The organism is Accumulibacter sp. (genome assembly GCF_029255125.1).
GTDB lineage: Bacteria > Pseudomonadota > Gammaproteobacteria > Burkholderiales > Rhodocyclaceae > Accumulibacter.
The window spans coordinates 130,546-157,529 of sequence record NZ_JAPUVR010000085.1; the positions used below are offsets into that span (position 1 = coordinate 130,546).

Here is a 26,984-nt window from a genome sequence, read left to right on the forward strand (position 1 = left end):
AATGAACGACGCCATCCTCCCCACCCTTCCGGACGAGAAACTGCGCCAGGCTAGGCAAATCGCCGATGCGCTGCGCAGCGAGATCGGCAAGGCGATCATCGGCCAGCAAGCGGTTGTCGACGAGGTCCTGATCGGGCTGCTGGCCGATGCGCACGTACTGATCGAGGGCGTCCCCGGCCTCGGCAAGACACTGCTGGTCAAGGCGCTGGCACGAACCTTCAACGGCCAGACGCGACGCATTCAGTTTACTCCCGACCTGATGCCCTCGGACGTCGTCGGACACACCGTGTTCGATGCGGCGAGCGGCCGTTTCGTGACGCGCCAGGGACCGGTCTTCACCAACCTGCTCCTCGCCGATGAAATCAACCGCGCGCCAGCCAAGACGCAGTCGGCCTTGCTCGAGGCCATGCAGGAAAAGCAAGTGACGCTGGAAGGCAATACCTCGCCTTTGCCACGCCCGTTCATGGTGCTTGCCACGCAGAACCCGATCGAACAGGAGGGGACGTACCCGCTGCCAGACGCCCAGCTCGACCGCTTTCTGTTCAAGATCCGCATCGATTACCCGAGTGAAAGCGAAGAGATCGCGCTGACTCGACAAGTGACCAGCGCCCGCACCGGGGCCGATCTCGACGTTGAGCCGGTGGCAAGCTTGCTCCAGCCGGCGACCGTGCTCGCCCTCCAGCAATGGGCCGCGCACGTCGTGCTCGACGAACGCGTGATCGCTTATGCCGTGGCCATCGTGCGCGCCAGCCGCGCAGCCCCCGGATTCGCCAGCGGCGCCGGTTCGCGCGGCCCGCTCGCGCTCGTTCGCGGGGCGCGCGCGCGCGCGCTGATGGCCGGACGCGGCTTTGCCACTCCCGACGATGTCAAGGCGGTGGCCCTGCCTGCCCTGCGCCACCGCGTGACACCGGCGGCGGAAGCCGAAATCGAAGGGCTCGCGGCCGACGATCTGCTGCGCGCCCTGCTCGAACGTGTGCCGGCACCGCGCCTGTAGATGCTGCTGCCTGCGCGCCGGCTGCTCTTCGCCGCCCTTGTCTGTCTGCTGATCGGCGTCGCTGCAGCGGCGAGCACCCGTCTCGCCGAGATCTGGCAGGCGACCGCGGCGGCCGCGGTAACCATCGCCACGGTGGACGCCGTGCTCGCCCGCCGTCAGCGCGGGCGGCTCAGCGCGCAGCGCGAGTTCGCACGCGCGATGCCGGTTGGCACCTGGCAGACGGTTGAACTCCACCTGCGGCTGAGCACCGGCCGCCTCACCGGCTGGCTGGAGGACGGCCATCCGCCGGCTTTCGCCAGCGCCGGCCTGCCGCTGTCGTTCTCCCTCGAGGCAAGCCGAAATCTGCGCGTGGCATACCGGATCGCCGTCAGTCAGCGCGGCCGGCACGCCTTTTCCGGGCTTACGCTACGCGCCACCTCGCCCTTGGGTTTCTGGTTGGTCCAGGAAACCGTCCCGCTTGTTGACGAACTGCGCGTCTATCCCAATTTCGCCCGCATCGCCCACTACAGCTTGCTGGCGACCGACCACCGCCTATCGCAAATCGGCATCCTGCAGCGCCGCCGACGCGGCGAGGGCATGGAGTTCCATCAGTTGCGCGACTACCGGCAGGACGACTCGCCACGCCGCATCGACTGGCCTGCAAGTGCGCGTTGCGGCCGCCTGATCGCGCGCGAGTACCAGGACGAACGCGATCAACAGATCGTCTTCCTGCTCGACTGCGGTGCGCGCATGCGCGCGCACGACGGCGATCTGTCGCACTTCGACCACACGCTGAATGCCTTGCTGCTGCTCGCTTACGTCGCGCTGCGCCAGGGTGACGCCGTCGGTCTGGCGACCTTCGGCCACGCGCAGCCGCGCGTATTGCTGCCGAGCAAGTCGCTGGCGACGCTGAAAAAGCTGCTGAACGCGGTGTACGACCTCGAGCCGACGCTGCAGGTCCCCGACTATCTGGCCGCCGGCGAAATCCTCACGCGCCATCTGCGCAAGCGTGCGCTCGTCGTCCTGCTTACCAACCTGCGCGATGAAGACGACGATACGCTGCTGCCCGCCGTCCACTACCTGCGACAACGTCATGCGCTCACGCTGGCCAGCTTGCGCGAGCCCGTGCTCGACGAGGTTGTCGAGGCACCGGTGACCGATTTCGACGCCGCCCTGCTGCGCGGCGCCGGCCTCGAGTATCTGCAGGCGCGGCAGCGTCAGTTGGCGCTGCTCCGCCGCAACGGCCTGCACATTCTCGATGTCAGTCCGCGCGAACTGCCGGTTGCCCTGATCAACCATTACTGGGCCAGAAAGCGTGCCGGCGAGTTATAGTGTGCGCTGCACGCCGAACCAAAGCGCGGCGGCGCGTCCCGACTCCACCAGGCGACGATGGACACCGTGTGGCTAACGCGATGACTGACAGCGACCATCGATGCAATACGCCGCTCTTGCGCGCTGGCGACCCGGCGACCCGGCCGTCATCCGGCGCCTCGCTACACGCCGCCGGCGGCATGCGCATCCGGCTCGAACGATGAACGCCCATCAAGAACGACTGGACACGCTGTGCACGATCGCCACACCCGAGGCGTGCCAGATCGACCTGCGGGTTGCCGGGCCCGTCTCGCGTGCACGCGCCTGGTTCATCGATTTCTTCATCCGCTTCGCCGTCTGGCTGGCACTGGTGGTCGCCGCAAACTCGGTCGGCGACCTCGGGGTCGGACTGATGCTGCTTGGCGCGTTCGCCCTCGAATGGTTCTACCCGATCATCTTCGAGGTCTACCGGCATGGGCAGACGCCCGGCAAGCAGGCCTGCGGTTTGACCGTGGTGCATGACGACGGCCGCCCGCTGGGTTGGCGCGGCGCCTTCCTGCGGAACACGCTGCGCGCGGTCGATTTTCTCCCGCTCGGCTACGCCCTGGGCTTCGTTGCCAGCCTGCTCAATCCCTACGGAAAACGGCTCGGCGACCTGGCCGCCGGAACGCTGGTCGTCTATGTGGAAACGCGGGTGTCGCGCGATCTCAGCACGGACGATGGCCTGGGCAGCGAAGCGCCGCCTTTCGCCCTGACCCGCGACGAGCAGATCGCGATCATCGAGTTTACCCGGCGGGCTGGCACCCTGACGCGCGAACGGACAGCGGAAGTTGCCGCCGCCGCCGGCCCGCTGACCGCTGGCCTGGACGGTGCCGCCGCCGAGCAACGCTTGCGCCGCATTGGCAACTTTCTGCTGGGCGGACATCGCGCCACTTCGTCCCGCCAATAGGTCTGCGCCAACGGCGACTCCGCCTTGCGCCACGTTTGCCCAGAGCACTCTATGGCAACCGCTGAGCCCCACCCGCCGCCTGAGTATCCCCTTGCCCACGCCTTTTCGTTCACAATGCGGTGTTCATGTCCTCCCGCCTGCTCTCCTGTTGCGCGGCCTCGCTAGCGCTACACCTCAGCCTGCTGCTGCCGGATATCGTTCAGCCCAACACGGCAGCGCCGCGCACTTGGCTGCACGCCTCCTTGCGCCTGCCGCAACCGCCGTCAGCGTCGCTCGATCCCGCGGTACCCGACGAACGGCTGCTGAAGAACACCTTGAACAGCGAGCAGCGCCGCACGCGTGCCGCACCTGACCGAACGTCGCGGGCGGTAGACCCGCGCGCTAGCCGGCGCACGGTCGAGAGTGCACAGCGTAAGCTGGCGCAACACCTGTTCTATCCGCCGGAAGCCATCGCGCGCGGCCTGGAGGGCGAGACTCGCCTGCTCCTGACGCTTGACGAGAGCGGCCGCATCACCGAGGTTGGCATCGCTGCCAGCAGTGGCCATGCCATCCTCGACCAGGCTGCCATACGTGCCGCCCGCACGCTCGGCCGCTTGACCTGGAGCGAGACCCGCGAGCTGCTGCTGCCGGTTGTTTTCCGACTTGAGTAAGCCGCTCGCCGACCTCGATCCGAAGCCGCCAGCAGACCCGCCGAAGCCGAAGTCGGACCCGACGCTCGTTCACTAGCGGGCGGACCAGGGTCGGCCGGGGCAGCTTCCATCTGAACGCTTGGCGCGAGTGTTGCCCACCGTCGTCGAACTCCAGGGCGCCGACAAAATGACGGTTTTATCGGTGAGCACTTGCCGGCTGAGCCGTTTATGATGAAGATGTTGACTTGTTTTTCTGCCGGCAGCGACGCCAAAAGTACCCGAGGTTGATGACGTGCCCGATTCCGACGACGAGAAGACGATAGCGCTCGATGGCGCGGAGAAGCCGCGATCGGTCACTCGATCGCCCGGCAAGGCCCGCGTCTGCTCGCACAATGCGCTTCCGCTCGGCACCCGCCTCTGCGAGTTCGAGATCGTCGATCTGGTCGGCGAGGGCGGTTTCGGAATCGTCTACCTGGCCGAAGATCACTCGCTGAAGAGGCGTGTCGCGATCAAGGAGTACATGCCTTCATCGCTCGCCGAGCGCGGCGTCGATTCTTCGGTGGTCGTGCGCTCCGAGCGACACCAGGATACGTTCGACGTCGGCCGTCGCAGCTTCGTCAACGAAGCACTGCTGCTCGCCCAGTTCGACCATCAGGCTCTGGTCAAGGTTTTCCGATTCTGGGAAGCCAACGGCACGGCCTACATGGCCATGCCTTTCTATGCCGGCAAGACGCTGCGCGAGGTACTCAAGGAACGGCTTACGCGACCGGACGAGCAGTGGATACGCAAACTGCTGCTCCCAATCATGGAAGCGCTTGAACTCATCCACGCCGAGAACTGTTTTCACCGCGATGTCGCGCCCGACAACATCATGATCCAGCGCGACGAGCGGCCAGTCCTGCTCGACTTCGGCGCCGCGCGGCGCGTCATCAGCGACATGACCCAGGCGTTGACCGTCATCCTCAAACCGGGTTTTGCGCCAATCGAGCAGTACGCCGACATGCCCGGCATCAAACAGGGACCGTGGACGGACATCTACGCCTTGGCGGCCGTCGTCTACTTCATCGTCGTCGGCCGTTCGCCGCCAGCATCCGTCAACCGCATCATGCAGGATTCCTACGAACCGCTGACCGTCGTCGCTGCCGGCGCGTACTCCGACCGACTGCTGCGTGGAATCGACCAATGCCTCGCAGTGCGCGCGGCAGACCGCCCGCAATCGATCGGTGAGATGCGCGAGCTGCTCGGTTTCGGTTCTGAACTTGCGCCGACGTGGATGGAGATTCCGCTGGAAACACGGGTCATCGGACCGGCGGAATCCCCTCCACCGGATGATGCGACGAAGCCTGACCCGCAGCCGCTAGCGACCGCCGCCGTCGTGCCGACGCTCGTTTCCTCGTCCGCCGCACTGCCGCCATTGCCATCGGCAGCGCACCTGCCAGAACCGCTGCACCCCGCTCCGGCGCTGGCGTCCCGCCGCGCGCTGCAGTTTGGCGGAGCGCACTACATCGGCGCAGCGCTCGGCGCAGGATTGCTCGTCGCCGGGTGGGTGCTGACCCTCGGCAGCCCGCCAAGAACACCGACCGCGAGCGATCAGCCGGCAACCCCGGTGCACGCACCCGCCACCGCCGATGCCGCAGCGCCAGGCAGCACGCGCCCGCCGGCAAGCACGCTCGAGCAGGCGCTGTCGGCGATCGCCACCAGCTCTGACAGCAGTTTCGAACTCAGCATCGACAACCTGCAGACGCCGCTGACCATAGGCCGGGACGCGCTCTCGTTCAGCTTGCGCAGCAGGCGCCACGGCTATCTCTATCTCCTGCTCCTCGATACCGCGACCGCTCGGTTGAGCCTGCTCTTTCCCAATGCGCTCGACGCGGACAATCGCGTCATCGCCGACCAACCGATCGTCTTTCCGCGGCCAGCGTGGGCGTATCAGGCGGATCCGCCGGCAGGCAACTGGCAATTGCTCGCCATCGTGTCCGCCGCACCGCGCAGCTTTCCGCTGCTGCACGCCGAGATCCTGGACGGCGTCGCCAGCACGCCAGCGGCGCTGATCGAAACGCGCCTGAAGCAAGCGGGCGCCGGCGGGGCAGCACTGCTCGGAGCGCCCGAGTGCACCGCGGGTGAGGCCTGCTCGTCGAGCTATGCGGCCGTGCGCTTCAGCGTCGAAGAAGCCGCCGCCGACAGCCGGCGCCAGGCAAGTGCCGCACGCGTCACCGCCACGGGCAAGACCAAGCAGGACGCCGACGAGACGAGCGTGCGCCGGACAACAGCACCCGACCTCGGCCAACAGCTAGACGCAATGCTCAAGGCCAGGTAGACCTGCACGTCTGGCGAGCACTTGTTCCGCCAACGCGCTGCGGCGGATTTGTCACGGCGTGCGGGGGCGATGCCAGAGGCTCGCCCACCCGAAGGCTCGTTTACCTAGAGGATGATCGTGGTTTCGTCCGGCACTTGATCCGAAACGGTGACACAGAGCGCCGTGTAATTGTCGTTGTCACCCGGCGCACGCCGCCGTATCAGCCTGCGCATCAGTCCTAGCCACTCGGCCGCACCCGAAGCATCAACGAGCAGCTCTTCCATTTCGGCTTCCGCCACGTGCTCCCACCAACCGTCCGTACAGAGCAGGAAAACATCGCCCGAAAACAGCGGGATAGCTTCGTGCGCGACGGACAGCGTGATCGCCTCGCTTGAACCGATCGCTGAGGTCAGCAAGCCGCGTTGCGGATGCGTCCGGATCATGTCGGCAGTGCCGTAGCCGGCATCGATCAGGTTTTGGACGACGCTATGATCGCGCGTCTGGTAGACGACCTGGCCGTGACGAAAAAGATAGATTCGTGTGTCGCCGACGTGTCCCCAAACCGCCGTTCCGCCGGAGCGGTCGATCAGCAGAAGTACCGCCGTGGCGTGCATGTCGTCGGCGGTATTGCCGCTGCCCTTCTCGCTGACGACGGCTTCGTTGGCCGCTTGCAGCAAGGCCGCCGCGTCGTGCAGCCCGGCACTCTGCGTCGTTGAGAAGCGCGTCAGGATCGTGTCGACGACCAGACGTGCTGCGATGTCGCCGCTGCCATGCCCGCCGGCACCATCCGAGACGGTCCAGCAGCAAGCCGTGTCCGAGGTCCAGTAACCGCAAGCGTCTTCGTTTCGGCTCCGCCCACCTCGCTCGGACAGAAAATACGTCTGCACTTCAAGCATGTGTCCCTCACCTCGTTTGTTCCACCGTGCGCCAAGCCGCCGGCTTAGCGCGCGTCCGGGCTGACCGGCAGGCGCGCCAACTGCTCGGCGTGGGCCTTGGCGAATTCACCGTCACAAGCCGCCGCGAAATCCGCGCTCGCCTGGCGCGCTACTTCGCGATGAGTTTGCTCGAACAGATCCCAAAGTCGAGCCTTGCGGCTGCCTGGCAAGCAGCGGTCAAGCAAGCACCTGCCGGCCAGACGCTGCTCGATAGCCGATGGCTCGAGCCGGCCCAGCACGCCGGGCAAGATGGCACGCATCCCGGCCATCAGCGCGCACTGGTGCGCCCGCAAATCCTCGAAGGTCGCACGCAGTGCTTCCTCGGGCCGTATGGACGCACCTACCTGGGGGAGCAGGAGCTGCGCCAAGGCAACGCCGATATCCGGCGCGAGCATGAGCGGATTGCTGTCTTTGACGGCTGCCATCGCGACTGGCGAGTGCAGCTCACGCGCCGTCTCGCTGCGCGCTTTCGACAACTTCACCGCCCCCAGCGTCGCTTCGCGCAGCAAGTGGCCAATCCGCTCCATCAACTCCGGCGTGAGCGCTGGCAGGCTCAGCGAAACGCCGAGCCCTTGCAGAAACGCCGCGAGCAACTCACTTGCCTCGCCACTTGGCTCGGCGGCGACCTCCGGCACCGTCTGCATTACCGGCACCTGGCTAGCTCCTTGCCAACGCGGTGCGGCCGGCGACCCTGCTGCGCGCGCCGGTCGATGATCGACGACAGGTGGCAACGGTCGGTCGCTCGGGCGCGCATCGTCCCACGAGCGAACCGCGACCCCCCAGCGCGCCGCACGACGGGCGAACCGAGTCAGCCCAGCAGGTGCCGGTCCCATTGGCCGATCGCCTGGAACCGAAGCCTGCTGAGCCAAATCGACGCGCAGGTCGTAGTCACCGATCGAGATCTCGTCACCTTCTGCCAACGGAACTTCTACCCCCTTAGCCAAGGGCTGGCCATTGAACCGCGAGGGATTCGTGCCCGCATCGACCAGAAGGAACCTCCCGTCGCGCCACTCGACGCGGGCTTGCACGCGCGAGATCCGCAGTTCGGGATCGGGCAGGACGATTTCATTGGCCGAGTGCCGGCCCAACGCGCCGCCACGTGCATCGAAATGAAAGTTGATCGACTGGGCGGGAGCCTCGCCTCGAAATCGAATAACTGAAATACGCATCGCCTGGTCGCTGGTGGCAGGGAGGCCCGAGCCGGCCTGTTTGACAAATATTAGCCATCTTAGCAGCAACCCGGAACTCAGTCGCCTGCTCTGTTGGTTTGCCTGAGGAGCGTCGGTGAAGATCTCCGATGGCCGCGACTACCACCAGCCAGGACTGTGCTCGCCCCAGGGCGCGCGCCTTCGGCAGCCGGCGAGACACCGGTATGCGGCGGGCAACAAGCGTTCGCCGGTCGGCGGTCACCTGTGCCGACACCCACCCAGGCAGCGCCAGCCGAGCGGCAGGAGCTGGATTGACGGCTGCGCTACGCGCTGCCTATACTCCCGCCCTTGCCGAAAAACCCGTCGCCCATTTCCGCCGAGGCTCACGACGAACAAGCTCGAATTGCGGAAGGTGACGCCGCCAGGTCGAGGGATCGAGGAGTACCGTATGCGCCGCACGAAGATTGTCGCCACCATTGGCCCCGCCACGTCGGCCCGAGCGGTGCTGCAGGAACTGCTGACCGCCGGTGTCGACGTCGTCCGGCTCAACGCGGCACATTCGGACATGACGACGCACGCCAACAACGTGCGCCTGGTGCGCGAACTGTCGGCGGTCCTCGGGCGCAGCGTTGGCGTACTGGTCGACCTGCCGGGGCCGAAGATTCGGACCGGTCTGGTTGCTGGCGACGCCGCCGAGCTGGCCACCGGCCAGGAGTTCATCCTGAGCGGCAGCGACGACGGGCACGGCGATGCGCAGCATGTGGGCACCACCCTGCCTGACCTCGCCAGTTGGGTGCAGCCCGGTGACGACGTGTACATCGCCGACGGGGCGATCGTTCTGCGCGTGCTGCAGCCGATCGGCAACGATGTCCGCACCGAGGTCGTGCGGGGCGGGACGCTGCGTTCGCGCAAGGGTATGAACCTTGCGCGCGCCGAGGCCTACGTCGAGCCTTTCACCGAACGTGATGCGCTGGCACTGGAGATGGCCATTTCGGCGAAGGTTGACTTCCTCGGACTTTCCTTTGTCCGCCGGGCCGAGGATGTCGAACGCGTACGCGCCCAGCTCCCCAAACGCGGACCGCGCCCGGCCCTGGTGCCCAAGATTGAAACCGCCGCGGCGGTCGACAATCTGCCTGGAATCATCAGTGCCTCGGACGCGGTCATGGTTGCCCGCGGTGATCTCGGGCTGCAAATGCCGGCGCGCCGCGTCCCCTTGCTCCAGAAGGAAATCATCCGGATGTGCAATCGCGCCGGAAAACCCGTCATCACGGCGACCCAGATGCTCGAGTCGATGACCCGCTCGCCACTGCCCACGCGTGCTGAAGTGAATGATGTTGCGAACGCCGTACTCGATGGTACTGACGCACTGATGCTTTCCGAGGAAACGGCGGTCGGCCTCTTTCCGACACAAACGGTGAACATGATGAGCGAAGTCGCCGAGTCGGCCGAGGCCTGGGCGCACGACCGCGTCGATCCGGGCGAGATCACCGTTGCCGACGCCGATCGCGTCGCCTGGGCGGTCGCTCACGCCGCCGTGCAAGCCGCCGAGTACCTGAGTGTCGCAGCAATTCTTTGTCCGACACGCAGCGGGCAAACGGCGCGCCGGGTCGCCGCCTTTCGGCCGAAGATGCCGATCGCCGGCATCTCAATGGGCAACCAGGTCCTCGGTAGCCTCAGCCTGGTCTGGGGCGTACGGCCGCTGGTCGTGGCCGAAAATCTCGAGGCCGACCCCCTGCGCATCTCGATCGCCGCTGCCCGCGCCGCAGGAATGGTCCGCGAGGGCGAACTCGTCGCAGTCGTCTTCGGATCGGCCGGCCCGCGCGCTGGCAGCACCGACAGCGTGCGCATCATTCGCGTCTGACCCCACCGCCTGCCGCCAGCACTGCGCCAGGCGCTTGCCGCAGGTGGCGCGTTGCTCAGGGCAGCGCGAGTATCCAGCGCACCAGCACCCGGATATTTTCGAGTCCGACGCGCTTGTTGGCCGACATGTAGTCGTTCCCCCAGGCGCCACCACCACCCTCGTGGACCTTGCTGACCAAAGCGTCCTCAACCTCAGGTTTTCCCCGATAGCGCCGGGCAACGTCGCGCCACGCCGGACCGCGCACGGTTTCGTCGAGGTCATGACAGGTGAGACAGCGGCTTCGGTCGGCCAACTCGAGCATCGCTGGGTCTACTGCCGGCGGCGCGGCGAGCGCGCCGCGCGACAGCAGGACCAGCACCGACAGCAAAATGTGCGCTCTCAACACGTTCTCCTTTCGCCTGGTCGCCGGCTGCACACTCTCCACGGGTCGCCGAGCGGCCGGCAAGCGGCGGACACGAAGCGGGGGGCCGCAGCCCCCCGCCGATCGACGACCTTACTGCTGAGGAATCAGTAAATGTCGTGCTGAGTATTGTAAACGTTGAACTTGCCGGTCGGTGTAACGAGGCGGGGATCCTTGATCACTGCCTTCACCGTGCGCGTCTTGTCATCGACCACGACAATCGCTGATGGCTCGGTCTTGTTGCCGGTCCACACCGAGAACCAGATTTCGTCGCCCTTTTCGCTGTATTCGCCGTGCACCACGCGCTGAATGCCTTTCGTCTTGCCCAGATCCGCCGCCGCCGCCAGATCGATCACCTGCGGCTTGGGATCGGCGCTGCCCAGTTCATCGATGTTATACACGGTGACTGAGCCGGCCATCTTCGGGTCCGGGTTGAGCGGAGCATCCGCCCAAAGGTTCTTCGACTTTGGATGCGTCTTGACGAACAGCGAGTTCGCGCCATGATTCTTGATTTCCTGAACGACCTTCCAGGCGTGCTGTGGATTGCGCCCAGGATCGGTGCCGATGATGCTGATCACGTCAGCACCCAGGTGCGAGGTTGCCCAGACCGGACCGAACTTCGGATGGACGAAGTTTGCGCCTCGACCGGGGTGCGGGATCTTGGCCGTATCGACCAGCGCCGCGAGCTTGCCTTCCTTGGTGTCGACGACGGCGACCTTGTTCGAGGCGTTGGCGGCGACCAGGAAGTAGCGCTTCGAAGCATCCCAGCCACCGTCGTGCAGGAACTTGGCCGAGTTGACCGTCACTTCCTTCAGATTGGCGATGTCCGAATAGTCGACCAGCTTGATCATGCCGGTCTCCTTGATATTGATCACCCATTCCGGCTTGATGATCGACGACACGATCGAGGCCACACGCGGTTCAGGATGGTACTCGCCATCGACCGTGACGCCGCGCGTCGAGATCAGCTTCAGCGGTTCAAGCGTTTCGCCGTTGAGAATCGCGTACTGCGGCGGCCAGTACGACCCAACGACAGCGTACTTGTCCTCGTAACCCTTGTACTTCGAGGTGTCGATCGAACGTGCCTCGTAGCCGGCCTTCATCGTCGCGACGATGGTCGGCTTTTCGTACCACATGTCGATCAGATCGTAACGGCCGTCGCGCCCAATCACGTGGACATACCGCCCGGAGGCCGACAGACGCGAGATATGAACCGCATAACCGGTCTTGACGATCCCCCAGATCTGTTTCGTATCGCCATCGATCAGCGCCACCTCGCCGGAGTCACGCAGGGTCACCGAGAAGACGTTGTTCAGGTTGATGTTGTTCATCTTCTTCGTCGGGCGCTGGTCGACCGGCACATGCAGCTTCCAGCTCGCCTTCAGATCCTTCATGCCCCACTCGGGCGGCGCCTCAGCCGGCATCTGAATATACGCGGCCATGTTGGCAATTTCCTTCTTCGAGAGGATATCGTCGAAGTTCGGCATGCCGCCCTCGGTACCGTAGGACATGATCTTTTCGAGACGCGCGCTGCCCAGCTTGGACGTATTCGCCGGCTCAAGGTTCTTGCCCGTCGCGCCCTTACGCAGCATGCCGTGGCAACCGGCGCAGCGCTCGAAGTAGGTCTTACCCGCCGCGGCCTTCTCCTCGGCCGAAAGCGTTGGCGTTGCTGCAGCCGCTGGCGCTGCAGCCGTCGGCGCAGGCGCTGTGGCCTTCTCAGCCGGTGCGGCAAACGCCATGTTGATGGCGAACGGCAACGCAGCCAGCATCAATACCTTACCCATTCCTTTCCGCATGCTTTCTTCCCTCTCCTTATGAAATTGCTCAGCCGCTGCCCGCGGTCGGGTCCGCCCGAGAACCCCGCAAGGATGGCACGGCCGGAAAGGATCGTTCCTTGACTTGGATCAAACAAGCCATGGACCTGGATCAAGAATGCGCCTGCTCGGCAACAACTGCCGCGCTTATCCTGTCAATCTGTATGGCTATTTGTCAATTCGGGTTGAAATCATCGGCGCGAGGCGCTTATGCTTGCAACCTGATCGACCCCAGGACGGAAAACAGGCAATGGAAGAAACGCCAGCAGCGGCGCGCAGCGGTATCGTCTATCTCGTCGGCAGCGGCCCAGGTAACCTCGAATTGCTTACCCTGCGAGCAGCTCGCTTGATTGGCGAGGCGGACGCCATCGTCTACGATCATCTGGTCGCCGACGGAGTCCTCGACTTGGCACGTTCCGACGCCGAGCAGATCTACGTCGGCAAGGAAAGCTCGAACCACAGCTTGCCACAGAACGAACTGAACCTGCTGCTCGTTCGCCTGGCGCGCGCCGGCAAACAGGTCGTCCGCCTGAAGGGCGGCGACCCCTTCATTTTCGGGCGCGGCGGTGAAGAGATCGAGACGCTGGTCGATTCGGGAATTCGCTTCGAAGTCGTCCCTGGGGTTACGGCCGCCGCTGGTTGTGCCGCCTACGCCGGCATCCCCCTGACCCACCGCGAGCACGCGCAGTCGGTTGCCTTTGCCACCGGCCATCTGAAGGACGGGACGGTCAATCTCGACTGGCCATCGCTCGCCCGTCCGCGGCAGACAGTCGTCTTCTACATGGGCGTCGGTGGCCTGGCCGAAATCTGTCGGCAACTGATTGCGCACGGTCTGCCGGCAAACCACCCGGCAGCCGTCGTGCACAGCGGCACGACGGTGCGCCAGCGCGTCGTCACCGCTGACCTGGCGACGCTAGCAGCGCGGGTTGAAATCGCCGGGATCACGGCCCCGGCGCTGATCATCGTCGGCACCGTCGTCCGCCTGCAGGCAAAACTTGCCTGGTTTCACCCCACCTAGGCTGGGCGACGCTTTTGCCGACGCGCCGTGAGACGGGGCGCCAGACTTGGCCAACCGCGCCAAACCCGGATCATCTGGCGCGCAGCCCGCGCCTAGCCCGTTGAAGCGTGTCACCAGAGTCGCCGCGTCGGACGCGGCAAACCGTTCGCTGTCGGCCGGATGGCCGGATGGCCGGCCTCCGACGCGTGCGGCGCGCGTGCTAGAATGCTCGCCCTGCGCGCAGCGCCTGAACGGCTCGGCCACCGACGGCACGGGGGAACCGTCACTGCCGGCGTACCGGTAGTGCCGTCCGAATCTTGTTCTGCTGTTGTTGTCTTGTTGGTGCCGAGAGGGGGAATCGAACCCCCACGATGTTCCCATCGGCGGATTTTGAGTCCGCTGCGTCTACCGATTCCGCCATCTCGGCTTTCGCCCGCGAGCAGCGGGCTGGAAGAGGCTTCGATTATCGCCGATTGCAATGCTGTCGACAAGCGCGACGAACAGTCGCTCGCTGCACGCGCTGGTCCTCACCAGACGCTGCCGAATACCCAAACTGAATGCCCGCGCCGCCCATGCTGACCATCGACGATTTTGACTTTGACCTGCCCGCCGAGCTGATCGCGCAGCAGCCCGCTGCCGCGCGCTCGACCAGCCGGCTGTTGACGGTCGGCGACGAGCGCTTCGGCGACCTCCTCTTCAGCGATCTGCCGCGGCTGGTCGACCCGGGCGACGTGCTCGTCTTCAACGACACGCGGGTGATCAGGGCACGCCTGCTCGGCCAGAAGGAAAGCGGTGGCCGGGTCGAAGTACTGATCGAGCGCGTCGTCGATACGCGACACGCGACCGCCCAAATCCGCGCCAGCCACGCGCCGAAACCGGGCAGCCGGATTTGCCTCGAGGAGGCAATCACCTTCAGCGTGCTTGGGCGAAGCGGCGATCGCGGCGAGTTCTTCGAGCTTGAACTTTGCGGCGCCGGTGACGTGTGGAGCCTCATTGAACGCCACGGCCGCCTGCCGCTGCCACCCTATATCGCGCACGCCGCCGGGGCAGACGACGAGGCACGCTACCAGACGGTATTTGCCCGGCACCCGGGTGCGGTCGCTGCGCCCACCGCCGGCCTGCATTTCGACGAAGCCCTGCTCGACGAGTTGCGGAGGATGGGCGTCGAACTGACGTGGCTGACGCTGCATGTCGGCGCCGGCACTTTTCAGCCAGTCCGCGTACACAACCTGAGCGAACACCGGATGCACGCCGAGCGCTACGCGATCCCGCCGGCGACGGTCGCCGCGGTCGACGCCGCGCGCGCGCGCCAGGGAAAGGTGATTGCCGTCGGCACGACCAGCCTGCGCGCGCTCGAAGCGGCCGGACAGAGCGGTGCGCTGCAGGCGGGGACGGGCGAGACCGCGCTGTTCATCACCCCCGGCTACACCTTCCGGGTCGTCGACCGGCTGATCACCAACTTCCACCTGCCACGCTCGACGCTGCTCATGCTCGTTTCGGCCTTTGCCGGAACGGCGACGATTCGCCGGGCCTATCACCATGCCGTCCGCCGCAACTATCGTTTCTTCAGCTACGGCGACGCCATGCTGCTCAGCCGCGCCTGAGTCCACCACCACGCCAATCCGATCCGCTCGACCCTGCCTGCCATGACCCAACTGCGCCTGAACACCAATGTCCTGAACCGCCTGAACAAGTACGATCTGGCGCCCGATGCACGCCGAGTCGCGCTGATCAGCGCGCTGTTGTGGACGTATTACTCGCAGACCGAGCTGTTGGCGATGTTGCGTGACCTTGACCTGCGCACGGTCGACGGACGGGTGTTCGACCACGCCGCTGCGCGTGAGGCCATCGCCGAACTACGTCGTCGCGAACTGTTGGTCGTCGATCCGAGCCGGATCGCCGCCTTTCGCCTGGTCGACGCGCTACGCATCCCACTCTACCGCGACTTGCTGGAGACCAATCCGGGCGACATACTGCCGCGCCTGATCACCGAGCACAACAGGCTGCCGGAATGGCTGCCCGGGCAAGGCCAGCTCTGGCCAACCGGGGCAGGATCGACGACCATCGCGTACATTCGGGCGAAGTTCATGACCGGCGCGTCGCACAACGAGATGATCGAACTGCGTCAGGCCGTCACACGTTCGTCCGACTGGAGCGGGATAGTTCAGGCGGCGATCTACGAAGGCTTCGATGGCCTGAGCTTCAGCCGCATCGACCCGACCTGGCGCGCGCATCTGACGGCCGACGCGGTGGCCAGCACCAGCCTCTTCTGGTGGACCGAGTTCGCGCCGGTGGTCGAATGGGCGTTCGACCAGGTGTCGCGTCAGGCTGAGCCGCTGCCGGTCGAGCTGCGCCTGCTGCTCGCCGACCTCGCCCTGCTGCGCGGCGAGCGCAGTCTGTTCGATCTGGCCCTCGCCGGCATCGACGGCGGTCTTGCGGCGGGCGTGCGCGCCGCGCAGCTTGTCGCGGATGGCCAATGGGCGGCCGGCCAGGCGGCCTTTGAAGCCGCCTTCAAGCTACGCCGCAGCGACGTTGGCGGAACCCGGCGCCTCCTGCCGGAAACCTACTCCTGGTTCTATGTCATCGCCCTGCTCGCGCAGGCGACGCCGAAGCATCTGCAGCTCGCCCGCAAGTTCTGTCGCGGCGAAAGCTACCCGCAACGTGGGCCATACAGCACAAGCTGGACCCGTTGGATGCAAGCGATCGACGTCCGTCTCGGCGCTGGCGCGGCCAGCCGCAGTTCCTTCGCGCCAAGCCACACCCCACCGCGCCCGGCGACGGTCGACGACCTCTGGGCCGTGCTGGCCGCTGCCTGGCTGGGTAGCGACAAGCTGGCGCAAGGCGGCGAACAAGAGCCGACCAGAAGTTGGCGGGCGACTTTCGACAGTCTGCGGCAACGCCTGACTGCCTGCCACCTGCAGACGCTGCTGCGCATGCTTGACGGCGCAGAAGCCGTCCTCGATGGCCGCGATCCACCGGAAAACTACTTTATCGCCGCACCCCGCCAGCAATGGCGACAGGTTCTCACCAGCCTGCAAGCGCTTGCCGCCGACGCAACGGAGCCCTCCGAAACGGGTCGCGAAGGGACGCGCCTGTGGTGGTTGATCGAGGTCGACGCGAGCGGCCGTCTTACCGCAATCAGACCGCAGGAACAGAAAAGCGGCGTTCGCGGCTGGAGCAAGGGACGCGACATCAGTCTGGCCAGGCTCGTCGGCGATGCGCCATCGCTGGCGCCGCGCGATGCGCGTGTCGCCCAGGCCATTCGTCCGCTACGCGGTTACAGCGGACGCTACCGTCTCGACCTCGCAGCCGCCATCGTAGCGCTCGTCGGCCATCCCTACCTGGCGCTGGCGGAATCGCCGCAACAACTCGTCGAGCTCACCGAGGGCGTGCCCGAACTTGAGCTGCTCCGCCAGGGCGACCACTACGCGATGCGCATCGAGCCACCCTTGCGTCCAGGCGGCGAGGAGATGTTCTACGGCTACCCGTTGGCGCCTGAGGAAAGGCGCGAGCAGGAAGCGCTGCGCCTGATCACACTCGTCCGCGATGGCGCACAGCGCTTGCGCCTGGTCCGCTTTACCGAGGCGCAACAGCAGGCGGCACAACTCATTTCCGGCCGCTTCGCCGTGCCGGTCAACGAGCCAGCCGCGCAAAGCGAACTCGACAAGGCCCTGCGGGCCTTGGCCGGACATTTCCAGGTCCACGCTGACGCCGAGCAGGCGGCTCGCCGGGTTGACAGCGATTCGCGGCTGCATGCGGAGCTCTCGCCGCTCGGCGAACATCTCGGCTTGCGCCTCGTCGTCGTGCCGCTGGGCAGCGCCGGGCCGCGCATGGCGCCGGGCGCCGGGCGCCGACGGCTGATGGCGGTGCTCGACGGCGAGACGGTCGGGACTGAACGCGATTTCGCCGCCGAACAGCAGAATCTGGAAGCGGTCATCGACGCGCTGCCCTTTCTCGAAGACGGCGACGCCGCCGAGGGCTGGGTCATCGAGGACGCTGAACTGGCGCTGAGCGCCGTCGAAACGCTGCCCACCTTGCCGGCAGTGGCAGCCATCGACTGGCCGAAAGGCAAGAGCGTACGCGTCGTAACGGTAGACGCACAGCGTCTCGGCGTACGCGTCAGCCGCGAGCGTGACTGGTTTCGCCTCGACGGGCAGGCGACGCTTGACGAAGGACTGGTCATTCAGCTTACCGCGCTGCTCGAGGCAGCGCAGCAGAAAAGCCGCTTCGTCCCCATCGGTGATGGCGTCTATGCGGCGTTAACCCGCTCGCTGAAACAGAAACTGAGCGACCTTGCGGCAGTCCTCGAAAGCGACAAGGCGGGCGGCAAGATCCCATTGATCGCCGCCGCCTGGCTCGACGAGGTGCTCGACGGCAGTCAGACGCAAGCCAGCGACGAGTTCCACCAGGCGCTCGAAAGGCTGCGCCAGGCGCAAGCCAGTCAGCCACAAGTTCCGCGTCTCTTGCAGGCGACACTGCGCCCCTACCAGGAAGACGGCTACCAGTGGGCGATGCGCCTGGCGAGCGCCGGCATGGGCGCCTGCCTGGCTGACGACATGGGCCTCGGCAAGACGTTACAGGCGCTTGCCGTGCTTATCGAGCGCGCCGCTGGCGGCCCCGCTCTGGTCGTTGCGCCAACGTCGGTATGCGGCAACTGGCAAGCCGAGATCGCGCGTTTTGCGCCCAGTCTGAATGCGCGCATCTACGGCGAGGCAAGCGAAGCCGAGCGCGAGCAGGTGCTCCAGCAAGCGGCAGCGCAGGATGTCGTGATCGTCTCCTACACCCTGTTGCTGCTTGCCCAGGAGCGCTTTGCCGAGCGCACCTGGCATACGCTGATCTGTGACGAAGCGCAAGCGATCAAGAACGCCGCCGCCAAGCGTTCGCAGGCCGTCTTCGATCTGGCGGCTGATTTTCGCCTGGCGCTGACCGGAACGCCGGTGGAGAATCGCCTGACCGACCTCTGGTCGATCATGCGCTTCGCCAACCCAGGCCTGCTCGGCAACATCAATCGTTTCAACCAGCGCTTTGCCGGGCCGATCGAGCGCAACCGTGACCGCGAGGCGCAACACGTTCTCAAACGACTGGTCGGGCCTTTCGTCCTCCGCCGAACGAAAGCCGAGGTGCTGCAGGAATTGCCGGCGCGCACCGAGCTGATCATTGCCGTCACCCCGGAAGCGGCTGAAGCCAGCCACTACGAAGCGCTGCGCCGACTGGCGACGCAGGAAATCGAGCAGACGCCCGACAGCGCCCCGGAGACGCAACGGCGCTTCAACATCCTGGCGCAGCTCACCCGCCTGCGCCGCGCCGCCTGTGACCCGCGCCTGGTCAGCCCCGAGGTAGCGACTGCCGGCGCCAAGGTACAGGCTTTCGGCGAACTCGCCGCCGAACTGATCGCCAATGGTCACAAGACCCTGGTCTTCAGCCAGTTCGTCGACTTCCTGAATCTGCTGCGCGAACCGCTCGACGCCGCCGGAATCAGCTACCAGTACCTCGACGGCGCCACGCCGGCTGGCGAGCGCAGTCGCCGCGTCGCCGCCTTCCAGGCCGGTCAGGGCGATCTCTTCCTGATCAGCCTGAAGGCCGGCGGTTTCGGCCTCAATCTGACCGCCGCCGATTACGTCGTGATCACCGACCCGTGGTGGAACCCGGCGGCAGAAGACCAGGCCATGGGCCGCGCGCACCGTATCGGCCAACTGCGTCCGGTGATCGTCTACCGCCTAGTCAGCAAAGGCACAGTGGAAGAACGCATCGTCGACCTGCACCACGAAAAAAGGGCCCTCGCCGACAGCATCCTGGCCGAGGGTGAGGCCACTGCCCTGCCCTCGACCGAGGACCTCGTCGCCTTGATCCGCGGCGAGTGATGCCCAGCCGGCTACTGCATCGAATGCAGGCCGATCAGGTTGCCTTCGCTGTCCTCGATCAGCGCGATATGCCCGTACTGGCCGATGGCCATCTTCGGCTGGATGATTCGGCCGCCTGCCTGAGCCGCGCGGTTGGCTTCGTTGGTAACATCCTGGCAGGAGAAGTAGACCATCGTCCCGCCCTTCGCTGGTCCGCCCATCGGATGGCGAACGAGCGCGCCCGCCGCGCCAGGCCCGCCCTCGACCCACTGAAAAGCAAACATTTCGCCGCCTTCGCCGACTTCCGACAGTTGCACCAACGGGCGACCGAATACCGCAGTGTAGAAGGCGCGCGCACGCGGCATGTCGGCAACGTAGATTTCGAACCAGCCGACCGGGTTGACTGCTGAATCCATCTTTCTACTCCTCAATTTCCAGTTGTGAACGAAACGACAGCTTCGCGAGCTCACCACCGCCCGCAGGTGACCTATACTACGCTACGCTTCAACAGCCAGGCTTCTTTCACCTGCAACACACCTCAACGTCAATCGACTGGAGACTTACGCAATGGGATTACTCGACTCGGTCTTGGGTTCCGTCCTCGGCGGCCAACAAACTGCACAGGCTGGCCAGAGCGGCGGTTTGGGCGGCCTGCTCGCGATGCTGCTGAACAACCCGCAGTTGCTGCAGGTCGCCGCCAGCCTCCTGGGCAACGATGGCCAGCACGGCGGGCTGGGCGGCCTGGCCGGCCGGTTCCAGCAGGCCGGTCTGGGTGACGTGATGGCGTCGTGGATCGGCACCGGGGAGAATCAGCCCGTTTCCGGTGCACAGATCGGCGAGGTTCTCGGCCAGGATACGCTTTCCGGTCTGGCGCAGCAGCTCGGCGTCAGTGAAAGCGACGCGGCCGGCCAGCTTGCCAGCATCCTGCCCGGACTGATCGACCACCTCACACCAGGCGGACAGGCGCCCCAGGGTGGGCTGGGGAACGCCGGCGATCTGCTCGGAATGCTCGGCGGGCTGCTCGGCGGACGCTGATCGGCAGGCCTGCGCGCGGACGCGGGCTGTTCGCCGTATGCAGCGTTGGCCCCGCTATCGCCGCGCGCCGAGCGCTGCCTCGGCGCAGCCTGCGCCGAAAACCGGAGATGCGACTCGTTCTTTTGGAGTGAAGCGATGACTGCCTACCACGGACCTGCGTTGGTGACCCTGGCCACCTCGCTGCTGCTTTTCCTCTGCGCCGCTTACGTTGGCCGCTGCCGGGTCAAGTTCGGCATCCAGGCACCGGCGACGACGGGCCACCAACAGTTCGAGATTGCTTATCGTATCCAGATGAACACGCTCGAGAATGTCGTCCTCGTTCTTCCGGTGCTGTGGATTTTCGCCCTGTCGCTCTCCCCCTGGTGGGCGACGCTGCTCGGCTGTGCGTGGCTGGCCGGGCGCGTCTGGTACGCGCTCGCCTACGCACGCGAGCCGCGCACGCGCGGCCCCGGCTTCCTGCTCGCCATGCTGAGCTTCGGAGCGCTCGCCCTGGGCAGCGCCTGGGGCCTCTGGCGCGGGTTATTCCCCTGATCGACCAGCAGCCAGAGACCACTCCGCCGACTCCCGATACCGGCGCGGCGAGCGGCAAACTGCGACCGCTGCGCGCACTGCTGCCTTACCTTGCGCCGTACCGCAGGCAGATTGCGCTTGCGCTGCTCTTTCTGGCAATCGCGGCCGGAGCGCTGCTCGCCCTGCCCTATGCCGTTCACCTGCTCGTCGACGGCGGTCTGGCCCTGCCACCGGGCGTTGACAATGAGCATCGGTTGCACGATGTTCGCCGCCACTTCATACAGTTGTTCGCCGTCGCAGTGTTGCTTGGCGTGAGCACCGCGGCCCGTTTCTACACGGTAAGCTGGATCGGCGAACGGGTGACGACCGACCTGCGCCAGGCGGTCTATGCGCACGTGCTGAAACAGAGCCCGCACTTCTTCGAAACGCTGAAGACCGGCGAGGTACTCTCACGCTTGGCCGCCGACACGGCGGTGATCCACAGCGCAGTCGGCTCGAGCATCAGCATGGGCGTGCGTAACGCCGTTCTGCTGATCGGCGGCATGGGCATGCTGATGGCAACGGCCCCGGGGCTGATGCTGACGGTTGCCGGAATGATTCTTCTCGTCGTTCTGCCGGCCGTGGCCATCGGCCGGCGAGTGCGCCGGCTGTCGCGCGCGAGCCAGGACCGCGTCGCCGATACGAGCGGGATCGCCGGTGAAATGCTCAACGCGATTCCGGTGATCCAGAGCTACCTGCAGGAAGCCGCCGAGGCAGCACGCTTCTCGACGGCCAACGAACGCGCCTTCGCCACCTCGCTGCGGCGCACGCAAATGCGTTCGGCGCTGACCGCGTTTCTCATCGTCGGCGTCTTCGGCGCTCTTCTCTACGGCCTCTACGGCGGCGTGCTGGCAGTGTTCGCCGGCCGGATGAGCGCTGGCCAACTCAGCCAGACGGTGCTCTACGTGCTCGTCGTGGCGGGCAGCGTAGCCGTGCTGGCCGAGGTCTGGGGCGAACTGTTGCGCGCTGCCGGAGCCACCGAGCGCCTGATGGAGCTGCTTGCCACACGCTCGCCGATCGCCGATCCGGCGCAGCCGCTCGCCCTGCCACAGCGCTCGGGAGGCTTGCAGATCGTCTTCGCGGGGGTTGATTTCGCCTACCCGTCACGTCCGCAGCAAGCGGTGTTACGCGGTCTCGCGTGCACACTCGAGAGCGGCCGCAACGTCGCCCTGGTTGGACCCTCGGGAGCCGGCAAGACGACCGTCTTTCAGTTACTGCAACGCTTCTACGACGTCGACCGGGGCGCCATCCTGATCGACGGCATCGACCTGCGCCGCGTTCCTCTGGCCGACTTGCGCTCGCGCATCGCAGTCGTGCCGCAGGATGCGGTAATCTTTTCCGGCAGCATCGCCGACAACATCCGCTACGGCAAACCGGCGGCCAGCGAGCGCGAGCTGCGCGCGGCGGCCGCGGCGGCTTTCGTCGACGAGTTCGTCGAGCGGCTGCCCGACGGCTACCAGACTTTCGTCGGCGAACGCGGTTTGCGCCTGTCCGGCGGCCAGCGGCAGCGCATCGCAATCGCCCGGGCGATCCTCAAGGACGCGCCCCTGCTGCTGCTCGACGAAGCGACGAGCAACCTCGATGCCGCGGGTGAGCGTATCGTGCAAGCGGCGCTGTCCGCCGCGATGAGCGGCCGGACGACGATCGTCATCGCACATCGACTGGCGACCGTGCAGAGCGCCGACCTGATCCTTGTCCTTGACCACGGCCACCTGGCCGAGGTCGGAACGCACGCCGAGCTGATCGCCGCAGGGGGGCTGTACGCCCGCCTCGCCGCGCTGCAGTTCGCGAGCTGAGGCATCACCCGGCGGCAAGCCCTTGCCGACGACCGCGAGCTGTGCACGGCGCATCGCCCGAGGAAGCGTCGCCGTCGACTTAAGGCTCCGTTCAGAAAGGAACAGCAGACTACAGCGTTCGGCGCGATCGACGGTCGCCACCTTGCTTTGAACTCCCTCTGAGAGCACGCCATGCACACGCAAATTGCCTATCGCGGCAAGATCAAGTATGACGAAGCTACCGCCAAAGCGTATCAGGAGCGGCCGCCGCGCCAGCACGCCGCGGAGATTGCACTGATCGACCGCGTATTGCGCGCAATGCCGACTTGCCGGACGATGCTCGATCTCCCCTGCGGCGCGGGCCGGGTAAGCTTGCACTTGGCACAGCGCGGCTACGCCGTCACCTGTGCCGACAACTCTGCTTCGATGCTCGAGCTCACCCGCCGCGTGCTCGAGCAGAACGGGCTGGATTGCGCCGTCGATCCGCAGGACATCGAGGCTCTGACCTATAATGACCGGCAGTTTGATGCGATCCTCTGTTTCCGCTTGTTCCATCACTTCCCGACTCCCGAGATTCGCCAGCGCGCGGTTGCCGAGCTGGCGCGCGTTGCCCGACGTTACGTCGCGCTCTCCTACTTCAGCCCGTGGTCGCCCACGTCGGTGAAAAGGCGCCTGCGCGCCGCGCTCGGCGGCCGGCCATCGCAAAAATACGCCACGCCGTGCAGTGAAGTCTGCGCTTACTTCACGTTCCATGGTTTCAGACTGGTCGCCGACTTTGCGCGCAGCCCGCTGCTCCATACACTGCACGTCGCGCTGTTCGAGCGGGTCCAATGACGCGTCGGCCAGCCGACTGACGGCATGACATTCCGCGCACGGCGACCGCCAGCGCTTCTGCTGGCGACCCTGATCGGGCTGCTCGTCAGCGGCCTGGCCTTCCTCGCCTGGCAGCATCTGTATCCGGTCAGCGCCGGTCAAGGATGGTCTTACCGCGTCTATCTCGACGAGGTCAGGCTGGTCAGCGCGTTGGCCAGGGATACGCGCGGAGACCTGTACGTGACGCAGGAAATGAAGGCCGGCAACGGACTGCTTTTCCGACTGGGAAGCGACGGAACACGGCAACAGGTCGTGGGCAAACTGTCCAAACCGGACGGTCTCGCCGCCTGGCGCGAAGGAGTTGCGATCAGTCAGGAAGAAGGCGAGCAGCCCGTTCTCTGGCTACGCGACGGCCACACGGAAACGCTGTTTACCGGCCGTAGCGTCGAAGGCCTGGCGAGCGACCGGCAGGCGCTCTACGCCATCGAAGACCGTCCCGGCGACGGCCGCTTGTTGCGCTACGACGCCCTGACGAAGCAAGTGACGGTCTTGCGCGAGGGCTTGCTGGAAGGCGAAGGAGTCGCGCTATGCCCGAACGGCGAGCTTTACTACGCCGAAAAAGGGCACCGCTGGATAAAGCGCTGGCGACCGCAAGGTGACGACCAGATCGTCCTCGACGGCCTGAACGCACCCGGATTCATTGCCTGCACCGAGGACGGACTGTGGGTGGCCGAGGACGCGACACACCGGGCACGCCTGCTGTTGCTTGACAAAGACGGCGTACTGCACACGGTTCTCAGTCATCTGCGTTCGGCGCAGACGCTGCTGGCGCTCGAACCCGGCCGCTTTCTGCTCGCCGAGCAGGGTCGCGGTCGCATCCTGGAGATCACGCGCCAGGCCAAGGCAACGCGCTGAACCGAGACTTGCTGGCCGCTTCGTGGTGACGGTTCCGGGCCAGCGCTCAGACCTGACGCGGGCACAATGGACGCCCGATGGCGAGACGATGGCGAGCCAGCATGCTCGGCAGACGGTCATCGGCCAGTGCGCGGTACTCCGCCCAGCGCTGCTCACCGAGCGGATCGCCGGGCGTCGCCGCCGCCGCCGGATGGCACATCAACAGATCACCGCCAGCCGCGCACGCCAGCCAGCCAGCGAGTAGTCGGGCATAGCGTTGCTCGCCGCCGGCCAGACCATAAACGCCGAGCAAGCGGGTGTTCGTGGCGTATCCAGCAGCATCCGCCAGCACCTTGAGACGGCGTGCTCCGAGCTTTCCGATGACGTGCGCCTTCAACTGGCTCGGCCAATCGATCTCCGGGTGAAGCCTGGCCGGCCACGTGCACCTGAGCCACGGACGGTATCCAGGATAGCGCCGCTGCAGCCGCTCGATCAGGCACTCGCGTATCGTCGGAAACTGGTGCACGTGCTGGTGGCCATCGATGTAGTCGGGCGGTGCGCCGCAGGCCACCTCGAAAGCATCGAGCTGGCGATCGACCTCGCGGGCAAGCAGCCCGACGGCCAACCGGCGGGTCCACGCGTTGCGGATCAGGCGGGTCAGCGGCTGACAAAACGCGTTGCCCGCCAGCGGCTCGGTCAGGTTAAGATGCAGCCCCCGATCAATTGGAAGGTCTGCCAGCTTGCCCGCCTGCTGCTCGAAGAATTCCGCCGTGGTCAGGCAACTGACGGCAGAAAGCCGCCCGGACTCGGCGAGACGGATGATTCCGTCGTTGACCTCGCGTGACAATCCGAAGTCGTCGGCGCACAGGATGATCTGCTGGTGCGCGACCACCACGGGCGGACTAGTCATCGGCTGAGCATTCGGCATGAAGCAGGTCCTGCGCCAGATCGGTTGGTTTGTCGGCGTCGGCTGCGCGGCAGCGGCGACGCACTGGGCGGTCGCGGTTGCCGGAATCGGCCGACTGCAGCTGGCACCTGCCGTCGCCAATCTGCTTGGCTGGTTGGTCGCACTGCTCGTTTCGTTTTCCGGGCATTACCTGCTCACTTTCCGCCACCATGCGAAGTCGCTGTGGCCGGCGCTTGGTCGCTTCTTTCTCCTCTCGGCCGGAGGCTTCGCGGTCAATGAACTGGCCTTCGTCGTGCTGCTCAATGCCACCAGCCTGCCTTACCAGCATCTGCTGGCGGCAATCCTCGTTGCGGTGGCCGGTCTGACCTTCGTGCTCAGCCGTTTTTGGGCGTTTCGTCGCAGCCCCTGAGCGCTCGCGACGCCTCGGGAGCAATCCGCCAGAGCGCGTCGTCGTCAGCCGTGGTGAGAACCCGCCACTCGTCGCGCAGGAAAGGGTAATCGGACGCCATTGCCTTCTTGCCCCAGATCCACAACGCGTAGGGTGGCTCACCGCAGGCGCGCAAGCGCAGGTCAGCGGGAAACAACAGGCGTTCGCGTGCCGCGGCCGGGTCGAAGCGGCCAGCCTCGTAGAGTTCGCGGCGCCAGTTGTCCTTGGCCAGCAGGTCGGGGCGCGCCCAGTCGCTGACCACCCAGGGACTCTTTCTCGCTTTCAGGTAGACCGGCAGGTCGTAGCGGTAATCATCCAGCATCACGATCTGATCGTCTGTGCGGAACAGCGGCGCGGCGCCGACAATTTGCTCGCGGGCCACCGGGTCGGAGCGCTGCGCAGCGATCAGAACGAGCGCGAGACACAGGCCGCCTGCGACGAGCACCCCGCCTCGCGCATAGACGCGCTGGCGCGCCGGGCTGCGCTGCCCGAGCCAGGCGAGGAAGACGTCGGCGAGCAGACAGGCCAGCGGCGGCAGGGCGGGCAGGATATAGCCCACCAGCTTCGAACTCGGCAGCGAAAAGAACAGCAGAACGACGAGTAACCAGACGACCATCAGCGACCGCAGGTCAAAGCGGGCGGGATCCTGCAGATAGCGCGGAGTCAGCGCGCGCACCATCCAGGGCGACCACGGGAACGCGCCGACGAGTAGTACCGGCAGGTAGAACCAGAAGGGTTTAGGGTTGTTGAAACCCGTCTGGGCGAAGCGCTGAAAATGGTGATGAACGAAAAAGTAGTCGAGGAAATCGCTGTACGCCTGCTGCATGGCCCAGAACCAGGGCACGACGATGAGCAGCAGCATGAGCACCAGGTGCAAGGGCAGCAGAGCCGGCAAATGGCGCCATCGCTTGCCGACAATGAGCCAGGCCAGGACGACGGCGGCGGGTAGAACGACGCCGATCAGACCCTTGGCGAGCACGCCCAGGGCAGCGAAGACATAGGCAAAGGTGAGCGGCACACGATGCGGCACGGCACGTTCGAGGCTGAGCACAGCGTACGCGCCAAACAAAATGGTCAGCGAGATCATCGCGGCGACCAGCATGTCAAGATTGGCGAACTGCGCACCACCGAAGAAGAGCGGTAGCGTCAACAACACCGCGGCAGCCACCCCGGGCAGACGCTCGTCCGGCGAATGGCGGCGCAGAAAAAGGTGGAGCCCGACGACGGCAGCGGTCGCCGCCAACAGCGACGCGACGCGTGCGCTCCACTCGTTTGCGCCGAACAAGCCGAGCGAAGCTGCGGTCAGCCAGTAAAACAGGGGTGGCTTGTGGAAGAACGGCAAGCCGTCAAGCGTCGGTACCAACCAGTTGCCGCTACCCAGCATTTCCCACGCGACGCCGACGTAGCGACCTTCGTCGGGCAGCATCAGCG

Annotated in this window: 23 protein-coding genes and 1 tRNA gene; 16 read left to right on the plus strand and 8 right to left on the minus strand. The window is 65.8% G+C overall.

All coding sequences use genetic code 11. The annotated features are described in order from the left end of the window. Position 1: 1 nt before the first annotated feature. The 6 genes from Q1L59_RS06220 to Q1L59_RS06245 all read left to right on the plus strand — a co-directional run bounded on the left by Q1L59_RS06220 (position 2) and on the right by Q1L59_RS06245 (position 6,179). On the plus strand, positions 2-994 hold the full coding sequence (locus Q1L59_RS06220) for a MoxR family ATPase (protein WP_300329556.1): 993 nt from the start codon (positions 2-4) through the stop codon (positions 992-994). Next, on the plus strand, positions 995-2,305 hold the full coding sequence (locus Q1L59_RS06225; protein ID WP_300329559.1) for a DUF58 domain-containing protein: 1,311 nt from the start codon (positions 995-997) through the stop codon (positions 2,303-2,305). A gap of 80 nt (positions 2,306-2,385) precedes the next feature. Next, entirely contained in the window at positions 2,386-2,508 is a 123-nt protein-coding gene (locus Q1L59_RS06230) for a hypothetical protein (protein WP_300329562.1), read from the plus strand. Continuing rightward, positions 2,505-3,233: an RDD family protein gene (locus tag Q1L59_RS06235; RefSeq protein ID WP_300329565.1), complete on the plus strand. Its 729-nt coding sequence runs from the start codon at positions 2,505-2,507 to the stop codon at positions 3,231-3,233. The genes Q1L59_RS06230 and Q1L59_RS06235 overlap by 4 nt, the downstream gene beginning before the upstream one ends. A gap of 125 nt (positions 3,234-3,358) precedes the next feature. After that, positions 3,359-3,883 (plus strand): energy transducer TonB, encoded by a 525-nt coding sequence (locus tag Q1L59_RS06240; protein ID WP_300329568.1) that lies wholly within the window; start codon positions 3,359-3,361, stop codon positions 3,881-3,883. Between the two features lie 271 nt (positions 3,884-4,154). Beyond that, on the plus strand, positions 4,155-6,179 hold the full coding sequence (locus Q1L59_RS06245; RefSeq protein ID WP_300329571.1) for a serine/threonine-protein kinase: 2,025 nt from the start codon (positions 4,155-4,157) through the stop codon (positions 6,177-6,179). Positions 6,180-6,283: 104 nt separating this feature from the next. On the opposite strand, the gene Q1L59_RS06250 is transcribed toward Q1L59_RS06245, so the two are convergent. Together Q1L59_RS06250 and tagH are read right to left on the minus strand one after the other, a co-directional pair. Beyond that, positions 6,284-7,054 (minus strand): protein phosphatase 2C domain-containing protein, encoded by a 771-nt coding sequence (locus tag Q1L59_RS06250; RefSeq protein WP_300329574.1) that lies wholly within the window; start codon positions 7,052-7,054, stop codon positions 6,284-6,286. A 44-nt stretch (positions 7,055-7,098) separates the two neighbouring features. Beyond that, positions 7,099-8,262 carry a type VI secretion system-associated FHA domain protein TagH gene (gene tagH, locus Q1L59_RS06255; RefSeq protein ID WP_300329577.1) on the minus strand — a complete coding sequence of 388 codons (1,164 nt, stop codon included), beginning with the start codon at positions 8,260-8,262 and terminating at the stop codon, positions 7,099-7,101. A gap of 427 nt (positions 8,263-8,689) precedes the next feature. Between tagH and pyk the strand changes: the two genes are divergently transcribed. After that, positions 8,690-10,102 (plus strand): pyruvate kinase, encoded by a 1,413-nt coding sequence (pyk, locus tag Q1L59_RS06260; RefSeq protein ID WP_300329580.1) that lies wholly within the window; start codon positions 8,690-8,692, stop codon positions 10,100-10,102. A gap of 55 nt (positions 10,103-10,157) precedes the next feature. On the opposite strand, the gene Q1L59_RS06265 is transcribed toward pyk, so the two are convergent. Next, positions 10,158-10,484, minus strand: coding sequence for a cytochrome C (locus tag Q1L59_RS06265; protein WP_300329583.1), 327 nt, complete (start codon positions 10,482-10,484; stop codon positions 10,158-10,160). A gap of 125 nt (positions 10,485-10,609) precedes the next feature. After that, positions 10,610-12,298 (minus strand): nitrite reductase, encoded by a 1,689-nt coding sequence (locus Q1L59_RS06270; protein WP_300329586.1) that lies wholly within the window; start codon positions 12,296-12,298, stop codon positions 10,610-10,612. Between the two features lie 268 nt (positions 12,299-12,566). On the opposite strand from Q1L59_RS06270, the gene cobA reads away from it, so the two are divergent. Beyond that, on the plus strand, positions 12,567-13,334 hold the full coding sequence (gene cobA / locus Q1L59_RS06275) for a uroporphyrinogen-III C-methyltransferase (RefSeq protein ID WP_300329588.1): 768 nt from the start codon (positions 12,567-12,569) through the stop codon (positions 13,332-13,334). A 319-nt stretch (positions 13,335-13,653) separates the two neighbouring features. Here cobA and Q1L59_RS06280 read toward each other — a convergent pair. After that, positions 13,654-13,740 (minus strand) — tRNA-Leu (locus Q1L59_RS06280). A 130-nt stretch (positions 13,741-13,870) separates the two neighbouring features. Between Q1L59_RS06280 and queA the strand changes: the two genes are divergently transcribed. Continuing rightward, positions 13,871-14,917: a tRNA preQ1(34) S-adenosylmethionine ribosyltransferase-isomerase QueA gene (gene queA, locus Q1L59_RS06285; RefSeq protein WP_300329591.1), complete on the plus strand. Its 1,047-nt coding sequence runs from the start codon at positions 13,871-13,873 to the stop codon at positions 14,915-14,917. A 42-nt stretch (positions 14,918-14,959) separates the two neighbouring features. Beyond that, entirely contained in the window at positions 14,960-19,174 is a 4,215-nt protein-coding gene (locus Q1L59_RS06290) for an SNF2-related protein (protein WP_300329594.1), read from the plus strand. 11 nt (positions 19,175-19,185) lie between these two features. Here the strand turns inward: Q1L59_RS06290 and Q1L59_RS06295 are convergent, their stop codons facing one another. Beyond that, on the minus strand, positions 19,186-19,569 hold the full coding sequence (locus tag Q1L59_RS06295; protein ID WP_300329597.1) for a VOC family protein: 384 nt from the start codon (positions 19,567-19,569) through the stop codon (positions 19,186-19,188). A 151-nt stretch (positions 19,570-19,720) separates the two neighbouring features. On the opposite strand from Q1L59_RS06295, the gene Q1L59_RS06300 reads away from it, so the two are divergent. The 5 genes from Q1L59_RS06300 to Q1L59_RS06320 all read left to right on the plus strand — a co-directional run bounded on the left by Q1L59_RS06300 (position 19,721) and on the right by Q1L59_RS06320 (position 24,240). Next, positions 19,721-20,188, plus strand: coding sequence for a YidB family protein (locus Q1L59_RS06300; protein WP_300329601.1), 468 nt, complete (start codon positions 19,721-19,723; stop codon positions 20,186-20,188). Between the two features lie 135 nt (positions 20,189-20,323). Next, positions 20,324-20,719, plus strand: coding sequence for an MAPEG family protein (locus tag Q1L59_RS06305; protein ID WP_300329605.1), 396 nt, complete (start codon positions 20,324-20,326; stop codon positions 20,717-20,719). Positions 20,720-20,778: 59 nt separating this feature from the next. After that, positions 20,779-22,533 (plus strand): ABC transporter transmembrane domain-containing protein, encoded by a 1,755-nt coding sequence (locus Q1L59_RS06310; protein ID WP_300329896.1) that lies wholly within the window; start codon positions 20,779-20,781, stop codon positions 22,531-22,533. Between the two features lie 171 nt (positions 22,534-22,704). Beyond that, a complete protein-coding gene (locus Q1L59_RS06315; RefSeq protein WP_300329608.1) occupies positions 22,705-23,346 on the plus strand; it encodes a class I SAM-dependent methyltransferase in 642 nt (213 codons plus the stop codon). Positions 23,347-23,370: 24 nt separating this feature from the next. Then, a complete protein-coding gene (locus Q1L59_RS06320) occupies positions 23,371-24,240 on the plus strand; it encodes a hypothetical protein (protein ID WP_300329611.1) in 870 nt (289 codons plus the stop codon). 46 nt (positions 24,241-24,286) lie between these two features. Here the strand turns inward: Q1L59_RS06320 and Q1L59_RS06325 are convergent, their stop codons facing one another. After that, complete coding sequence (locus tag Q1L59_RS06325; protein WP_300329614.1) at positions 24,287-25,129, minus strand: ChbG/HpnK family deacetylase; 843 nt, start codon at positions 25,127-25,129, stop codon at positions 24,287-24,289. Positions 25,130-25,145: 16 nt separating this feature from the next. Between Q1L59_RS06325 and Q1L59_RS06330 the strand changes: the two genes are divergently transcribed. Further along, entirely contained in the window at positions 25,146-25,535 is a 390-nt protein-coding gene (locus Q1L59_RS06330; protein ID WP_300329616.1) for a GtrA family protein, read from the plus strand. Here the strand turns inward: Q1L59_RS06330 and Q1L59_RS06335 are convergent. After that, complete coding sequence (locus Q1L59_RS06335; RefSeq protein WP_300329619.1) at positions 25,501-26,979, minus strand: glycosyltransferase family 39 protein; 1,479 nt, start codon at positions 26,977-26,979, stop codon at positions 25,501-25,503. The two genes, Q1L59_RS06330 and Q1L59_RS06335, sit on opposite strands and share 35 nt — an antisense overlap. Positions 26,980-26,984 lie beyond the last annotated feature (5 nt).

Excerpts from the sequence above, each read along its gene's own strand:
- Q1L59_RS06235 (WP_300329565.1), top strand. The coding sequence starts at position 2,505 with ATGAACGCCCATCAAGAACGACTGGACACGCTGTGCACGATCGCCACA.
- Q1L59_RS06240 (WP_300329568.1), top strand. The coding sequence starts at position 3,359 with ATGTCCTCCCGCCTGCTCTCCTGTTGCGCGGCCTCGCTAGCGCTACAC.
- queA (WP_300329591.1), top strand. The coding sequence starts at position 13,871 with ATGCCCGCGCCGCCCATGCTGACCATCGACGATTTTGACTTTGACCTG.
- Q1L59_RS06230 (WP_300329562.1), top strand. The coding sequence starts at position 2,386 with ATGACTGACAGCGACCATCGATGCAATACGCCGCTCTTGCGCGCTGGC.
- Q1L59_RS06300 (WP_300329601.1), top strand. The coding sequence starts at position 19,721 with ATGGGATTACTCGACTCGGTCTTGGGTTCCGTCCTCGGCGGCCAACAA.
- Q1L59_RS06330 (WP_300329616.1), top strand. The coding sequence starts at position 25,146 with ATGAAGCAGGTCCTGCGCCAGATCGGTTGGTTTGTCGGCGTCGGCTGC.
- Q1L59_RS06220 (WP_300329556.1), top strand. The coding sequence starts at position 2 with ATGAACGACGCCATCCTCCCCACCCTTCCGGACGAGAAACTGCGCCAG.
- Q1L59_RS06295 (WP_300329597.1), bottom strand. The coding sequence starts at position 19,569 with ATGGATTCAGCAGTCAACCCGGTCGGCTGGTTCGAAATCTACGTTGCC.
- Q1L59_RS06315 (WP_300329608.1), top strand. The coding sequence starts at position 22,705 with ATGCACACGCAAATTGCCTATCGCGGCAAGATCAAGTATGACGAAGCT.
- Q1L59_RS06290 (WP_300329594.1), top strand. The coding sequence starts at position 14,960 with ATGACCCAACTGCGCCTGAACACCAATGTCCTGAACCGCCTGAACAAG.
- Q1L59_RS06250 (WP_300329574.1), bottom strand. The coding sequence starts at position 7,054 with ATGCTTGAAGTGCAGACGTATTTTCTGTCCGAGCGAGGTGGGCGGAGC.
- Q1L59_RS06325 (WP_300329614.1), bottom strand. The coding sequence starts at position 25,129 with ATGACTAGTCCGCCCGTGGTGGTCGCGCACCAGCAGATCATCCTGTGC.
- Q1L59_RS06320 (WP_300329611.1), top strand. The coding sequence starts at position 23,371 with ATGACATTCCGCGCACGGCGACCGCCAGCGCTTCTGCTGGCGACCCTG.
- pyk (WP_300329580.1), top strand. The coding sequence starts at position 8,690 with ATGCGCCGCACGAAGATTGTCGCCACCATTGGCCCCGCCACGTCGGCC.
- Q1L59_RS06270 (WP_300329586.1), bottom strand. The coding sequence starts at position 12,298 with ATGCGGAAAGGAATGGGTAAGGTATTGATGCTGGCTGCGTTGCCGTTC.
- tagH (WP_300329577.1), bottom strand. The coding sequence starts at position 8,262 with ATGCGTATTTCAGTTATTCGATTTCGAGGCGAGGCTCCCGCCCAGTCG.
- Q1L59_RS06305 (WP_300329605.1), top strand. The coding sequence starts at position 20,324 with ATGACTGCCTACCACGGACCTGCGTTGGTGACCCTGGCCACCTCGCTG.
- Q1L59_RS06225 (WP_300329559.1), top strand. The coding sequence starts at position 995 with ATGCTGCTGCCTGCGCGCCGGCTGCTCTTCGCCGCCCTTGTCTGTCTG.
- cobA (WP_300329588.1), top strand. The coding sequence starts at position 12,567 with ATGGAAGAAACGCCAGCAGCGGCGCGCAGCGGTATCGTCTATCTCGTC.
- Q1L59_RS06335 (WP_300329619.1), bottom strand. The coding sequence starts at position 26,979 with ATGCTGCCCGACGAAGGTCGCTACGTCGGCGTCGCGTGGGAAATGCTG.